Origin of the sequence: Allohoeflea poritis (assembly GCF_027889715.1) — a bacterium.
Lineage (GTDB): Bacteria > Pseudomonadota > Alphaproteobacteria > Rhizobiales > Rhizobiaceae > Hoeflea_A > Hoeflea_A poritis.
In genome coordinates this window covers 16,550-29,385 of the sequence record NZ_JAPJZH010000020.1, presented here as the reverse complement: position 1 = coordinate 29,385, position 12,836 = coordinate 16,550, and the positions used below count along the sequence as shown (strand labels likewise).

Genomic DNA, 12,836 nt, shown 5'->3' with positions numbered 1-12,836 from the left:
GCGTTATCGATTCGACATCAGGAGGTGCAGGCGTTGTTGCCACCGCTCCAGCGCCGTACATCGGCGGCGATGCGGCTGCCGACGGGGTCGGACATAAGCGGTCCGTAGGCGCTGATCGTCGCGGGGCTGCCCTGGCCCTCGACAACGGCGAGCGGCCGGTCCTGCGGCCGGCTGGCGGGAACGATGAGAATGCGCGGGCGGCCGGAAAAGGAATTGAGTTCCGGCGCCAGGCGATATCCCCGAAACCCGCGGTCTCGCGATTTGAACCAGCAATTGCTGGCGGCAACGGCAATGCGTTCCATGGCTGGCAAGGCGGCGTCCGGGGATTTGACCGTCAGGTTTCCGGGGCCACTGGTCTGGCAGGCCGTCAGAAGCGCTGCGAGCACGGGCAATGCGGCGGCTGACCTCAAGGAACTCATGCGGCGATCTCGAGCGCGGCGGCAAAAAGGGCCTCGCCGTCCGTGCCGCCATGGGCGGCCTCGATGAGATTCTCGGGATGGGGCATCATTCCAAGGACATTGCCCGCCTCATTGATGATGCCGGCGATGTCGTTGATCGAGCCGTTCGGGTTGGTGCCTTCCGCATAGCGGAAAACCACCTGGCCGTTGTCTTCAAGCTTTGCGAGGTCGTCTCGCGCCGCAAAATAGTTTCCGTCGTGATGGGCGACCGGACAGCGGATGATATCGCCCTGGCGGTAGCGGCCGGTGAAAACGGTGTTCGCGTTCACGACTTCCAGGCGCACCTCGCGGCAGACGAATTTGAGCGAGGCGTTGCGCATCAGGGCGCCCGGCAGGAGGCCGGCCTCGACGAGAATCTGGAAGCCATTGCAGACGCCAAGGATTCGTGTGCCGGCCTGTGCCTTCCGGCGTACCGCTTCCATGACCGGCATGCGCGCCGCAATCGCACCGCACCGCAGATAGTCGCCATAGGAAAACCCGCCCGGAATGACGATCAGGTCGACATCGGGAATCTCCGTTTCCGTCTGCCAGACGGTCACCGGCGGTTCGCCCGAAATCTTTGTCAAAGCCGCAATCATGTCCCGGTCGCGGTTAAGGCCGGGGAGGAGGAGAACTGCTGATTTCATGTTTCCAGTACGGTGATGGCAGGACAGGGTGCGGTGTGTGTCGAATATGGCCCGCCTTGTAGCGCATATGCCCTCAAATTGCGATAGCCGATGCCTTGCTATCCAGTGCCGCGTGTCGTATAAATATTTTAGGCTTAAAATATTTTCCTGAAGGCATCGTTGCCGGTTCGCCGGGATCATGCCGACCACCCATGGAGGGCGAATTGGCGGACCACAAGAGTCGTGTCGAAAGCGGCATTTCCCTCGATTTCGAGGGACGCATGTCCTATGGCGATTATCTGCAACTCGATACGCTGTTGTCGGCGCAGAAACCGCTCAGCGACAAGCAGGACGAGACACTCTTCATCATCCTCCACCACGTTCAGGAATTGTGGCTGCGCCTCATCATCCACGAACTGGAATTCGCCATGCGAAACCTGCGCGAGGACAAGGCTGGTATCGCCTTCAAGGCGCTGGCGCGGGTCTCTGCCATCCAGGAGCAGTTGGTGACGGCGTGGGACGTGCTCTCGACGATGACACCGTCGGATTACATGACCTTCCGCGACCAGTTGGGGCAGGCCTCCGGATTCCAGTCCTACCAGTATCGCCTGGTCGAGATCCTGCTCGGCGCCAAGGACGAGCGCATGCTGGTGCCGCACAAGCACCGTCCGGAGATCCATGCGCGGCTGCGCGAAGCGTTTGACGGCCCGAGCATTTATGACGAGGCGATCGCACTGGTTGCCCGCGCCGGATTCGATGTGCCGAAAGAGCTTCTTGAACGCGATTTTTCCAAGACCCACCAGCACAATGAGGCACTGCGCGAGATCTGGCTCACCGTTTACCGCGAGCCGGAGCGCCATTTCGAATTGTACGAGCTTGCCGAGGAACTGGTCGATGTGGAGGACCGTTTCCAGCAGTGGCGTTTCCGGCACATGAAAACGGTGGAGCGCATTATCGGCTACAAGAAGGGAACCGGCGGTTCTTCAGGCGTCGGTTTCCTGAAAACCGCGCTTGACCGCACGTTCTTCCCGGAATTGTGGGCTGTCAGGACAGACCTTTAGAGAAGTTCTACCGCGTAGTCTTCGATCACGGTATTGGCGAGCAGCTTCTCGCACATCGCGGTGATCTGCTGTTTCGCCGTGCCGGGATCGGCTGAGTCCAGTTCGAGATCGAACACCTTTCCCTGCCGCACTTGGCCGACATCTTCAAAGCCAAGCGATCCGAGCGCGCCCTCGATGGCCTTGCCCTGCGGGTCGAGCACCCCGTTTTTCAGTGTGACGGTGACACGCGCCTTGATCACGGCATCTTCCTCGTATTGCTGCGGCTGCTATTTGACGAGCACCGGCCCGGTCCCCCGGGGCGGCTCGTTCTTGTTGACGATGCCGAGCCGCCGGGCGACTTCCTGATAGGCCTCGACAAGGCCGCCGAGATCGCGCCGGTAACGGTCCTTGTCCAGCTTGTCCTTAGTCTCGACGTCCCAAAGACGGCAACTGTCGGGCGAGATTTCATCCGCGACGACAATGCGCATCATGTCGCCTTCGAACAGGCGTCCGCACTCGATCTTGAAATCGACGAGTTGAATGCCGACGCCCAGAAACAGGCCGGACAGGAAGTCGTTGACGCGAATGGCCAGCGCCATGATGTCATCGATCTCCTGGGGGCTCGCCCAGCCGAAGGCTGTGATGTGTTCCTCGGAGACCATCGGATCGTCCAGCGCATCGGCCTTGTAGTAGAACTCGATGATGGAACGCGGCAGCACAGTGCCTTCGTCGAGACCGAGACGTTTGGAAAGCGAGCCGGCCGCCACATTGCGAACCACGACCTCCAGGGGGATGATCTCCACTTCCTTGATCAGTTGCTCGCGCATGTTCACCCGGCGGATGAAATGCGTCGGGATGCCGATGCGGTTGAGGTGCTCGAACAGAAACTCCGAAATCCGGTTGTTGAGAACGCCCTTGCCCTCGACAACATCGTGTTTCTTGCTGTTGAACGCGGTGGCATCATCCTTGAAGAACTGGATCAGCGTGCCCGGCTCCGGGCCCTCGTAAAGGATTTTGGCCTTGCCTTCATAGATTCGGCGACGACGGTTCATGGTTTTCTCTGTTCCTGCAGCAGTTTTTTGCAAGCTGCGACAATTAGCGTGAAATTCGGCTATCCTCTATCTGAATCTCGGGCATATCACAATTGCCCTGACGGCGGATTCTTAGGCTTATACAGGGCATTGGCCGCCGTCCGGGCGTATCGCTACGCGAAGCCCATGATATTACAGTTCATTGACGTGCGGCGATTGATCTTTTCCCGGGCTTTTGGTTTACACATATTAGAGACATGGTTCCTTTGGTATAAGGAAACCAGCACCGAGTAACTTGATGTCCAGGAGAACTGAACATGAGCGGCATGGACGATCGCAGCGAAGCCTACGAAAACAAATTCGCACACGACGAGCAACTGCGCTTCAAGGCGGAAGCACGCCGTAACAAGATGCTGGGCCTGTGGGCCGCGGAGCTTCTTGGCAAGGAAGGCGAGGATGCCGAAGCCTATGCCAAGGAAGTCATTGTCGCCGATTTCGAAGAGGCCGGCGACGATGATGTCTTCCGCAAGGTGCGCCGCGACTTCGACGAGGCCGGCGTTGAGCAATCGGACCACCAGCTTCGCCGCCGCATGGACGAGTTCATGCAGGAGGCCATGCAGCAGGTCCTTACCGAGTAGGCTATCCCGGCTCCGCCTGTTAAAGGGCGGGGCCGAACGTCCTTTAAGGTTCGAGTTTGCTCAGGAAGCGGGCAAATACCATCAGGCCCTCCGGCCACGGACCAAATCCCGATTCTGCATTGATATGGCCGGCCTTGCCGGCATCCATGAACAGCGCACCCCAGGCGTGGGCGATATCGTCCGCGCTCTCGTAGCTGCTATAGGGATCGTCGCGGCTGGCGATGACAAGGGACGGGAAGGGCAGCGGATCGCGCGAATAGGGGCCGAAGGTCATCAGATGTTTCGGGCGGATCTTCGGATTGGCGACATCCGGCGGGGCAACCAACAACGCGCCGGCGACGGCCCTGTCGAATTCGGATACTGCCTGAACCGTCGCCGCCGAACCCAGCGAGTGTGCGACGATGACAACCGGCTTGGTCGCTTCATTGACCGCTGCCGCGATATTTGCCGTCCATTCCGTGCGTTCGGGTTTCGCCCAGGACTGCTGCTCGACCCGGCGCGCCGTCGACAGTTTGGCCTGCCAGCGGCTCTGCCAGTGATCCGGGCCCGAATTCTTGTAGCCGGGAACGATCAGTATGTCGGCGTCGGAGGCTTTCATTCTTCACCCATGAAAGGAAAAAGGGTTTTCAGTCTTCGGTGCCGAAGACACGGGCGAATATGGTGTCGATATGTTTGGTATGGTAGCCGAGGTCGAATTTTTCCCGGATTTCCTCCTCCGAAAGCGCATTGCGGACCTCATCGTCGGCAAGCAGTTCTTCCAGGAAATCCTTCCCGTCCTCCCACACTTTCATCGCGTTGCGCTGGACGAGGCGATAGGCGTCTTCGCGGCTGACACCGGCCTGGGTGAGGGCAAGCAGCACCCTTTGCGAATGAACCAGGCCCCTGAATTTGTTCAGGTTTGCCATCATGTTTTCGGGATAGACGACGAGTTTTTCGACAACGCCGGTCAGCCGCGCCAACGCGAAGTCGAGCGTGACGGTGGCGTCCGGCCCGATCATGCGTTCGACAGATGAGTGGGAAATGTCGCGCTCATGCCAAAGGGCGACATTTTCCATCGCCGGCATGGCATAGGAGCGAACCATGCGGGCGAGGCCCGTCAGGTTCTCGGTCAGAACCGGGTTGCGCTTGTGCGGCATGGCGGACGAACCCTTCTGGCCGGGCGAGAAATACTCCTCGGCCTCCAGGACCTCCGTGCGTTGCAGGTGACGGATTTCGACGGCCAACCGCTCGACCGAGGAGGCGATCACCGCAAGGGTCGCGAAATACATGGCGTGCCGGTCGCGCGGTATGACCTGCGTCGAAACGGGTTCGGCCGTCAGCCCCATCGATTTGGCGACATGTTCTTCCACGCGCGGATCGATATTGGCGAATGTTCCCACCGCGCCGGAGATCGCGCAGGTTGCGATTTCAGAGCGGGCCGCCTTCAAACGGTCGCGGCAGCGTTCGAATTCAGCGTAGGCAAGGGCCAGCTTGGCGCCGAATGTCGTTGGTTCGGCGTGGATGCCGTGGCTGCGGCCGATGGTGATCGTGTCCTTGTGTTCGATCGCACGTTTCTTCAACGCTTCCAGCAGCTTGTCCATGTCGGCGAGCAGGATGTCCGTCGCCTTGACGAGTTGGACGTTGAAACATGTGTCGAGCACGTCCGAGGAGGTCATGCCCTGATGGACGAAGCGTGCATCGGGACCGACGATCTCGGCAAGATGTGTCAGGAAGGCGATCACGTCATGCTTGGTGACCGCTTCGATTTCATCGATACGCGACACATCGAATTCCGCCTTTCCGCCCTTTTCCCAGATCGTCTCGGCAGCGGATTTCGGGATGACGCCCAGCTCCGCTAGCGCATCGCATGCATGCGCCTCGATCTCGAACCAGATACGAAATTTCGATTCCGGCGACCAGATGGATGTCATTTCAGGTCTGGAATATCGAGGGATCATGAATGCTACTCACAAAGTGGTTGGGTCCGGGGAGGGCGCTGCCTGGCAGCCTGCTAGCAGATAAATTCAGCGATCTCAACGCATGCTTTTGGCGAGCCAGAGGCTCGCGGCGACGAGGACGAGCGGGCCGAGCGGAAAATAGTTCCTCAGACCGATGACGGCAAACTGATAGAGCCCTGTGGCAAAGGTGAATGCGAACTGGTAGGCCCAGAACGTTGACGGGAATTCACCCACCCATTGCGCGAAGAAGAGCCTGTAGATGACGGCATAGAGGCCCGCGGTCACGGCGATGGTGGCGATGCCGAGGCAAAGAAAGGCCGCTGAGAAACGCGCCTCGGGCGGCCGCTTCCCGGCAATCAGGCGCGCCGTCCGGACGGCGGGGGCAAAGGCGATCAGCCCGCCGGCGAAGTAAAGCGATATCAGCGCGTTTCGGTTGGCGGTGAGCCGTTCGATCGACAGCTCAAGCCCGCCATAGAGCGAAAGGGCCATGGCGGCGCCCCACAATACGGACCCTGCCAGCAGGCGATGCGGTTGGAAAAGACTGTGTCCGGTGCGTGTGTTCGCGTTTGCTGTCATCGGCTGGTGTTGTGGGTGCAGGTCGCGATGACGGATGCCACGCCCTTATTGTGCGGATTGCGCGGCGTTGCGGATGGTCGTGATGTTGGTTGCGTAGGCCTGCGGCGTGCCGCCTTTGAATACCGCGGACCCAGCCACCAGTACGTTGATGCCGGCCGCCGCCGCCGCGGGCGCGGTTTCGGCTGTTACCCCGCCGTCGATTTCGAGGTCGATTGGCCGGTCGCCGATCATTTGTTTGATGCGGCGGGCCTTCTCCAGGACGGCCGGAATGAATTTCTGGCCGCCGAAACCGGGATTGACGCTCATGATCAGTATGAGGTCGAGTTCGTCGAGAACATATTCGATAACATCTTCCGGCGTGGCCGGGTTCAGCGAAACGCCGGCTTTTTTTCCGAGCGCCTTTATGGCCTGAAGCGACCGGTGCAGATGCGGTCCGGCTTCCGCATGGACCGTGATGATGTCACAACCGGCCTTCGCAAACGCTTCGACATAGGGATCGCAGGGCGCAATCATCAAGTGGCAGTCGAAGATCAGGTCGCAGTGTTTTCTGAGCGATTTTATGACGTCCGGACCATAGGAGATATTCGGCACGAAATGGCCGTCCATGACATCCAGATGGATCCAGTCGGCGCCGGCTTCCGTAACCTCGCGCACCTCCTGGCCGAGTTTGGAAAAGTCTGCGGCGAGAATGGACGGTGCGATGGTGATCGGGCGGCTCATTGACGGCTCCGGTGGTCATGCAATTGCTGCGCAGTTACCATTTTCGGCGGTTCCGGACAATCTGGCGTGAACTGTTTCGCACAGTTGTGGGTATCAGTCGCGATTCCCGTGTTTTTCCCGCCAGGTCGGCCAAAGATCGCCCGGTTCCGGGCTCGCATCATAGATGCCCCGCGCAATGGCCCGGGACATGGTGGCGGCCGCCATTGCGCACAGATCGAGAAACCCGTCGACATCGAGCTTCTTGCCGCTGGTCCCGGTGGCGAGGCAGAAGATCAGATCGCCGTCATAGGGCGTGTGGGCCGGCCAGATCGCCCGGGCGTATCCGTCATGCGCGGCCACGGCGAGGCGTTTGGCTTCCGCCTTGGTCAGAACCGCATCCGTGGCGATCACGGAGATGGTGGTGTTGGCGCCCTCGAGCGTTTGCCGTTCGCGGAACTTGATGCGCAGATCAGCGGTGCTTTCGGGCAGAGGCGAGGGCAGTCCGAGGCCGCCGAACTCATCGGCGATTTCAAAGGGCGCCGCCCAGAAATGGGCGCCACCGGCCATATTGACGGTTCCGACGGAATTGACGGCGACCAGTGCCCCGACGGTCACGCCGTTGTCGAGGACCGTGGAAGCTGAACCAAGGCCGCCTTTCAGTTCGGCGGTGGTCGCCCCGGCGCCGGCGCCGGCCGTGCCTGTGTCGAAATCCGGACCGGCCGCAAGGGTCGCCTCATATCCGAGTTCCCGGTAGGGAGGATAGAGACCCCAGTTCTTGTCGCCGCCATTGATCATGTCGAACAGGATGGCGCCGGGCACGATCGGGATCACGGCGTCGCCTATCTGAAAACCGACGCCTTTCTCGCGCAGTGCGGCCTGTACCCCGGACGCCGCGTCGAGACCGAAAGCCGAGCCACCCGACAGCGCGATCGCATTGACACGCTCGACCGTGTTGTGCGGCTCCAGCAGGTCGGTATCGCGTGTGCCGGGCGCACCGCCCAGAACCTGAACCGAGGCAACGGCGTCATCCTGGCAGACGATTGCCGTGACACCGGATTTGAGTCTGGCATCCTGCGCGTTGCCGACAAGAAGCCCACCGACGTCCGTGATGAGGTTGCGCGGGCCGGTCTTTGTCATTGCGTGGTTTCCTCGCCATTACCGGAACGGACCTCGCTGGAAAGATCGGCGGGAGCGAACGTACCCTCATGCCAGACCATCAGTTCGAAGGGGTTGTCCCTGCGCTCGCCGAAATCGTCGAACTGGATCGATCCGAGCGCCGTGAAGAATTCCCGTCCGGTGAGATAATCCGCGAGAGGTGCTTGCGTTGCCGCTGCCGCCCGTTTCGCCGCGAGCAGGATCTGGCCGGCCGCATAGGCCGGGATGCTGTAGCCGCTGATGCTGATCTCGGCATCGTCGAACTGCTTGACGGCTCGCGTCGCGCTCGGCAGGAACCGCGGTTCCGGCAATGTGACTGCCAGGAAACCGTCTGCCAGCGGCGGCTCTCCCTCGGCCGCGTTCAGCGCATCGCCGCCCAGGAAAACCAGGCCGAGGCCGGCCTCGGCGCTGTCGCGGGCGATCGTCGCCGCGTCCTGACGGTCTCCGCCTATGAATATGTGGGTTGCGCCGGATTTCTGCAATCGCCGCACCAGCCCGAATTGCCGATCCTGCGAAGGCCTGAAATTATCTACAAAAATTGGGCTTATGCCGATTTCTTCAAGCATCAGTCGAACGGATTCCATTAACTCCCGGCCATAGATGGTTCCATCTTCGACCAGCGCCAGCGGTTTGCCGAGCCAATCCGTCGATATCACACGGGTGATCATCTTGGCTTCGTCGTCATCGCGCGGCGCCAGCCGGTAGAAGAGCCAGTCACTGCGATTGGCGTCTTCGGCGATGATGGCAGAACGCACACCAAGTGAAATCGACGGAATATCGGACGCTGACAGGATGGGCAGCGCTGCGGCAAGGCTTTCCATGCAAAGGAACCCGATGACCGCATCCACCCCGGCTTCGGCAAAGGCGCTTGCCGCATCCTGGCCGCCTTCGACATCGCAGGTGTCCGGCTCCTCCAGGACTTCAGCGATTGCGAGCCCCGAATTTTCCTTCAGGACTTTGATTCCGTTGATGATTTGCTCACCGAGTATGGCGAAATTGCCTTCCGTCGGCACGAAAACGCCGACCCGCAGGCTGTTGTCCGCTTCCTCGGCAATTGCGCCGGCAACACTGGAATGGAAACCCGCGATGAAGAGCGCGGCAAGTAAGGGCAGTCGAGCCAGCCTCATCGGATTCCTTTCGCTTGATCGAAGTCGGGCATTGTCACAGCGATACCAGATCAGGAAACTGCGACCAAGTCGAAGATTGCAGTTTTGCCGCTCCGGTGGGCACCGGACCCGCCGGCGAAGCGGAACCCGGTGAAATTTGGGAGAAATTCCGCAAAATGGTTCCAATATACACAGATGTGTCTATGTATTGCGATCACGCCGGTCGATGCGCAGATACCACTGGAGACAATGCGTGCTGGAACGAAGGACGGTCCTGTCCGAGGATTATAGAAATGCCATGGCCCACTACGCGGGGCATGTGCAGCTGGTCACCACGGAGCATGGCGGCGTGCGGCGCGGTGTCACGGTGACGGCCGCCTGTTCGGTATCGGATGATCCGCCCATTGTGCTCGTTTGCCTCAACAAGTCCAATCCGAACAATGCAATCTTCCTGGAAAGCAAGCGTTTTGCTCTCAATACGCTCGCCGCGCAGCATCAGCCAATGGCAGCGGCCTTTGCCGGTTTTGATCATAAAAACGCCGACGAACGCTTCGCGATGGCGCAATGGGACACGATATCGACCGGAAGTCCGACATTGACCGATGCCATGGCGGTGTTTGACTGCAATCTTTCCGATCACAAGATCATGGCGACCCATATGGTGCTGTTCGGCGAGGTTGTCGGATTGCGTCTCGGCGAACTGCAGTCTTCGCTCCTTTTTCTGGACCGGCAATGGCGGAGGCTGTGAGGCTTATGCAAGCCCGGATCCGGTAGTGACATCGAGGATTATGTCTTGACCAAAAAGCCGAAACCCGTTCCAGGCTCCATCGATGAAATGCTCGAACTGATGGACCGCCAGAACTATGTTGCCAGCCGTGCCCTTGCGACCGTGCTTTTCCTCAGTCTGAGGATGCAACGGCCACTCCTGCTTGAGGGAGAGGCGGGCGTCGGCAAGACCGAGATCGCCAAGGTCCTGGCGCAGGGGCTGAACCGGCCGCTGATCCGGCTTCAATGTTACGAAGGGCTCGACATTTCGACTGCCGTCTACGAGTGGAATTATCCGGCGCAAATGCTGGAAATCCGTCTGTCGGAAGCAACCGGCGAGACCGAACGGTCGGCCATCGAGCGCAATATCTTTTCCGATGACTACCTGATTCGCCGCCCGGTTCTGCAGGCACTGTCGGCAAAGGAGGGCGGCGCGCCGATTTTCCTAATCGACGAACTCGACCGTACGGACGAGGCATTCGAAGCCTATCTGCTGGAGCTTTTGTCCGAGTATCAGGTATCGATCCCGGAGATCGGGGTGGTCAAGGCCGACGAACCGCCCATCGTGATCATCACGACAAACCGGACCCGCGAGATTCACGACGCGCTGAAGCGCCGGTGCCTCTATCACTGGGTCGATTACCCGACGGCCGAGGCCGAGCTCGAGATCGTGCGGCGCAAGGTGCCTGGCTGCAATGCCGCCTTGTCTGAAGAACTTGTCGGTTATGTGCAAAAGCTGCGCAGGCTCGACCTTTTCAAGAATCCCGGTATTGCCGAGACCATCGACTGGGCAACAGCGCTGACGGAATTGGACAGTGTGGGGCTCGATCCCGAAATGGTTTCCGACACGATCGGCACGCTGTTGAAATATCAGGACGACATCGCGCGCATCGAGGAAGGCGAAGGCAGGAAACTGCTGGAGGAAGTCAAGTCCGAACTCGCCGCCGTCTAGGCTATGGTGTAACGGAGGGCCGGCTGAGCAGCATGAGCGAAACAGGCAAAGCGAAACCGGACGGAAGGCTGGCGGACAATATCGTCTATTTTGCCCGGGCCTTGCGGCGCGCCGGCATGCGTGTCGGCCCGGCCGCCGTGACGGAGGCGGTGGAGGCTGTCAGGATCACCGGTATCGGTTCGCGCGAGGATTTCTACTGGACGCTTCATTCGGTCTTCGTTAACCGGCATGAGGACCATGCGGTCTTTGATGAGGCTTTTCGTCTTTTCTGGCGCTCGCGCCATCTGATCGAAAAGATGATCGCGATGTTCTCGCCGGTGGCGCTGGAACGCCGCGAGAAAGAAAAGCAGCGCGCGGGTCAAACCCGTGCAAGCCAGGCGCTGCAGCAAAAGGATGAGCGCCGGCCGGAACAGGATGAACCGGAAATCGAGGTCGATGCGCGGTTCACAAGTTCAGGACGGGAAGTTCTGCGCAAGCTGGATTTCGCGCAGATGACCGCGGAAGAGATCGCCGCGGCAAAGCAGGCTTTGGCCGGTCTGATCCTGCCGTTCGACCGGGTCCGCACGCGCCGCTACACACCGAGCCACCGGCCGCAGAAGGTCGATCCGAGGGCAACGATGCGGGCCTCGCTGAAGACCGGCGGTTCGCTTATCCTGCCGAAGTTCCGCGAACCGAGGATGGTGCACCCGCCGCTCGTGGTGCTGGCGGATATTTCGGGTTCGATGAGCCAGTACACACGGATATTCCTGCATTTTTTGCATGTGCTCACCGAAAAGCGGCGGCGCGTACACACCTTCCTTTTCGGAACGCGGCTGACCAATGTTACCCGGCAGATGCGCTACCGTGATCCGGACGAGGCGCTTGAGGAATGCGCGGCGGCCGTCGAGGACTGGTCCGGAGGAACGCGGATCGCCGACACGCTGTCGGAGTTCAATCGTCTGTGGTCGCGCCGCGTTCTTTCGCAGGGCGCGGTTGTCCTGCTGATCAGTGACGGGCTGGAACGGGAAGGTGTCGGCGACCTTCCGTACCAGATGGAACGTCTGCACAAATCCTGCCGGCGGCTGATCTGGCTCAATCCGCTGCTGCGCTTCGACGGGTTCGAGGCGCGCGCCATGGGCGTGCGTGCTATGCTGCCGCATGTTGACGAGTTCAGGCCGGTGCACAATCTAGAGGCCTTGTCGGATCTGGTCGACGCCCTGGAAGGGCAGGGTGACGCGTCCACCGATCCGAGGCGTTTTCTGTCTCATGCAGCTTAGGCTTTGGTGACCATTTAACTTATGTGCCGGTTTGTCCGGATTTGTTCAGGATCGGTTTATGAGGAGGAAGGACATGCTGTTGCATATTCGACGACGAATGGGCCGGTCATGGGCAAATCCGGACAAATCCCTTTGGGACGCGGCACACTTGGTCCCTGGACATCGTTGTGAAATGCTTGAAGTGGCGCACACTGCGGCGCATTTCACGCCTTGCCAGGAACCAAGTGTGACACGCCGGCGCACAAGTTAAATGGTCACCACAGCCTAAAGCTTTGGGAGCAACGGAATGAATGATCTGCAAGAACCGCTGGATCCGCTGACGATCGCGGAGCGCTGGGCGGGCGAGGGTCGCGATGTGGCGATCGCCACGGTGGTGGAAACCTGGGGCTCTGCGCCGCGACCGGTGGGAAGCCATCTTGTCATCGACAGCGAAGGCAATTTTCATGGCTCGGTTTCGGGCGGCTGCGTCGAGGGCGCGGTCGTCAGCGAAGCCGTCGACGTGATGTCGGAAGGCAAACCGCGCATGCTTGAATTCGGCGTTGCCGACGAGACCGCGTGGCAAGTGGGGCTGTCATGCGGCGGGCGCATTCGCGTGTTTGTCGAAAAGCTGGGGTAGAG

General features: G+C 60.2%; 16 protein-coding genes. 6 read left to right on the top strand and 10 right to left on the bottom strand.

The genetic code is table 11. The features are described from left to right. Positions 1-17: 17 nt before the first annotated feature. Both OOZ53_RS22875 and purQ read right to left on the bottom strand, forming a co-directional pair. The gene (locus OOZ53_RS22875) at positions 18-419 is read right to left on the bottom strand and encodes a hypothetical protein (protein WP_271092079.1); all 402 of its coding nucleotides are present in this window, start codon (positions 417-419) and stop codon (positions 18-20) included. After that, entirely contained in the window at positions 416-1,084 is a 669-nt protein-coding gene (gene purQ, locus OOZ53_RS22870; RefSeq protein ID WP_271092078.1) for a phosphoribosylformylglycinamidine synthase subunit PurQ, read from the bottom strand. Before purQ ends, OOZ53_RS22875 begins: the two co-directional genes overlap by 4 nt. A 203-nt stretch (positions 1,085-1,287) precedes the next feature. On the opposite strand from purQ, the gene kynA reads away from it, so the two are divergent. Next, positions 1,288-2,124 (top strand): tryptophan 2,3-dioxygenase, encoded by an 837-nt coding sequence (gene kynA, locus OOZ53_RS22865; RefSeq protein WP_271092076.1) that lies wholly within the window; start codon positions 1,288-1,290, stop codon positions 2,122-2,124. Here kynA and purS read toward each other — a convergent pair. Then, positions 2,121-2,363, bottom strand: a complete 243-nt coding sequence (purS, locus tag OOZ53_RS22860) for a phosphoribosylformylglycinamidine synthase subunit PurS (protein WP_271092075.1) — start codon at positions 2,361-2,363, stop codon at positions 2,121-2,123. The two genes, kynA and purS, sit on opposite strands and share 4 nt — an antisense overlap. A 27-nt stretch (positions 2,364-2,390) precedes the next feature. Next, complete coding sequence (gene purC / locus OOZ53_RS22855) at positions 2,391-3,155, bottom strand: phosphoribosylaminoimidazolesuccinocarboxamide synthase (RefSeq protein WP_271092074.1); 765 nt, start codon at positions 3,153-3,155, stop codon at positions 2,391-2,393. A 296-nt stretch (positions 3,156-3,451) separates the two neighbouring features. Between purC and OOZ53_RS22850 the strand changes: the two genes are divergently transcribed. Further along, positions 3,452-3,772 (top strand): DUF1476 domain-containing protein, encoded by a 321-nt coding sequence (locus tag OOZ53_RS22850; protein ID WP_271092073.1) that lies wholly within the window; start codon positions 3,452-3,454, stop codon positions 3,770-3,772. Between the two features lie 43 nt (positions 3,773-3,815). On the opposite strand, the gene OOZ53_RS22845 is transcribed toward OOZ53_RS22850, so the two are convergent. From OOZ53_RS22845 to OOZ53_RS22820, 6 genes are all read right to left on the bottom strand, one after another. Next, a complete protein-coding gene (locus OOZ53_RS22845; RefSeq protein WP_271092072.1) occupies positions 3,816-4,370 on the bottom strand; it encodes an RBBP9/YdeN family alpha/beta hydrolase in 555 nt (184 codons plus the stop codon). A 28-nt stretch (positions 4,371-4,398) separates the two neighbouring features. Beyond that, positions 4,399-5,709 (bottom strand): adenylosuccinate lyase, encoded by a 1,311-nt coding sequence (gene purB / locus OOZ53_RS22840; protein WP_271092071.1) that lies wholly within the window; start codon positions 5,707-5,709, stop codon positions 4,399-4,401. A 75-nt stretch (positions 5,710-5,784) separates the two neighbouring features. After that, positions 5,785-6,285 (bottom strand): hypothetical protein, encoded by a 501-nt coding sequence (locus tag OOZ53_RS22835; protein WP_271092070.1) that lies wholly within the window; start codon positions 6,283-6,285, stop codon positions 5,785-5,787. Positions 6,286-6,330: 45 nt separating this feature from the next. After that, positions 6,331-7,005 (bottom strand): ribulose-phosphate 3-epimerase, encoded by a 675-nt coding sequence (gene rpe, locus OOZ53_RS22830; protein WP_271092069.1) that lies wholly within the window; start codon positions 7,003-7,005, stop codon positions 6,331-6,333. 93 nt (positions 7,006-7,098) lie between these two features. Next, on the bottom strand, positions 7,099-8,121 hold the full coding sequence (locus OOZ53_RS22825) for a P1 family peptidase (RefSeq protein ID WP_271092068.1): 1,023 nt from the start codon (positions 8,119-8,121) through the stop codon (positions 7,099-7,101). Further along, entirely contained in the window at positions 8,118-9,266 is a 1,149-nt protein-coding gene (locus OOZ53_RS22820; RefSeq protein WP_271092067.1) for a branched-chain amino acid ABC transporter substrate-binding protein, read from the bottom strand. Before OOZ53_RS22820 ends, OOZ53_RS22825 begins: the two co-directional genes overlap by 4 nt. A 232-nt stretch (positions 9,267-9,498) precedes the next feature. Here OOZ53_RS22820 and OOZ53_RS22815 point away from each other — a divergent pair, with 232 nt between their 5' ends. The 4 genes from OOZ53_RS22815 (at position 9,499) to OOZ53_RS22800 (ending at position 12,834) form a co-directional block, all read left to right on the top strand. Continuing rightward, a complete protein-coding gene (locus tag OOZ53_RS22815) occupies positions 9,499-9,993 on the top strand; it encodes a flavin reductase (protein WP_333780607.1) in 495 nt (164 codons plus the stop codon). 87 nt (positions 9,994-10,080) lie between these two features. After that, positions 10,081-10,962 carry an AAA family ATPase gene (locus OOZ53_RS22810; RefSeq protein ID WP_271092129.1) on the top strand — a complete coding sequence of 294 codons (882 nt, stop codon included), beginning with the start codon at positions 10,081-10,083 and terminating at the stop codon, positions 10,960-10,962. Positions 10,963-10,994: 32 nt separating this feature from the next. Then, entirely contained in the window at positions 10,995-12,218 is a 1,224-nt protein-coding gene (locus tag OOZ53_RS22805) for a vWA domain-containing protein (protein ID WP_271092066.1), read from the top strand. A gap of 286 nt (positions 12,219-12,504) precedes the next feature. Next, on the top strand, positions 12,505-12,834 hold the full coding sequence (locus OOZ53_RS22800) for an XdhC family protein (RefSeq protein ID WP_271092065.1): 330 nt from the start codon (positions 12,505-12,507) through the stop codon (positions 12,832-12,834). The last annotated feature ends 2 nt before the right edge of the window (positions 12,835-12,836 follow it).